1 protein-coding gene is annotated in these 1,014 nt (G+C 37.4%); it reads right to left on the bottom strand.

What is annotated here, in order from left to right; translation table 11 throughout:
- Positions 1 to 168: 168 nt before the first annotated feature.
- Entirely contained in the window at positions 169 to 615 is a 447-nt protein-coding gene (tnpA, locus tag HMJ38_RS25065; protein ID WP_194977194.1) for an IS200/IS605 family transposase, read from the bottom strand.
- Positions 616 to 1,014 lie beyond the last annotated feature (399 nt).

Below are 1,014 nucleotides of genomic sequence, written 5' to 3'. Positions count from 1 at the left end.
GTGTATTCACAAGCTCCTTTGATTCTCAACCCAACTAGAAACTCAATTAATCAACCGATTTCTCATCAAGCCCAAAGGGCTGCCCTGTGATAGCCCTGACTGAAGCTTGCGGAAGTCAGGGTATACATGAATCAATTGAATTATGAGGCCTGAAGGGCCGATCTATGATTAATCCCAAACATACCTTTCATCAAATTCGATATTATACTCCTTTAGAAAAAGTCTGAATTCATTTTCAAAATTAAATTTTTGATGGTGTTCGGGTTGTTTTTGAATGTAAGTTTTAACTATTTCCACTTTTGAATGGCTTACTGAAAAAGCACCATAACCCTTTTGCCACTCAAACTTTTCAACCCCCTTGGTCTTCATCCAAATAGAGCTGGAAGTTTTAATTTTCAGGATCAATTGAGCAATTGTTATTGTCCTGGGTAACTCAGAAAGAATATGGATATGCTCTGGATTAGCATAAATCTCATGGACATAGGAATTTAAGTTATAGATAACTTCTGTCAAATATGAATGGAGTTCAGGACGGATTTTTTCAGAGATAAACTTTTCCCTTCTCTTTGTAGAGAAAATGATGTGTAGATAAATTTTTGCAAGAGATTGTGGCATACCTGAGGGATTTTTGATTCAATACAAATTAAAAAAATGGAAATAAAATTATAATCGAATTATCCGTATATATCCGATTATCTTTCGAGTCGGTCCTTCAGACCAAGGGGTCTCTTATCGGTTCCTATGACCTAGGGTTGCAACCCTAGGCTATCACAGAACGGCCCTTCAGGCCTTTTTAATTTTTATTGCTCAACTGAATTATCCTTGTTTGAAATACTTGATTACACACCAGCTCCTTTTGTTTTCAATCCAACTAGCATCTCCATCGATCAACTGATTCCCCCTCAAACCCAAAGGGCTGCCCTGTGAAAGCCCTGACTGAATCTTGCAGAAGTCAGGGTTATACATGAATCAATTAAAATTATGAGGCCTGAAGGGCCGATCTATTTTTGGTAT

Source organism: Aquiflexum lacus, assembly GCF_015476655.1.
Taxonomy (GTDB): Bacteria; Bacteroidota; Bacteroidia; order Cytophagales; family Cyclobacteriaceae; genus Aquiflexum; species Aquiflexum lacus.
Note: the sequence above shows the minus strand (reverse complement) of the source record. Positions and strands in the feature narration are given on the sequence as shown.

Bases quoted from the DNA above. Each gene is read 5' to 3' on its own strand.
- tnpA (WP_194977194.1), bottom strand. From the start codon at position 615: ATGCCACAATCTCTTGCAAAAATTTATCTACACATCATTTTCTCTACA.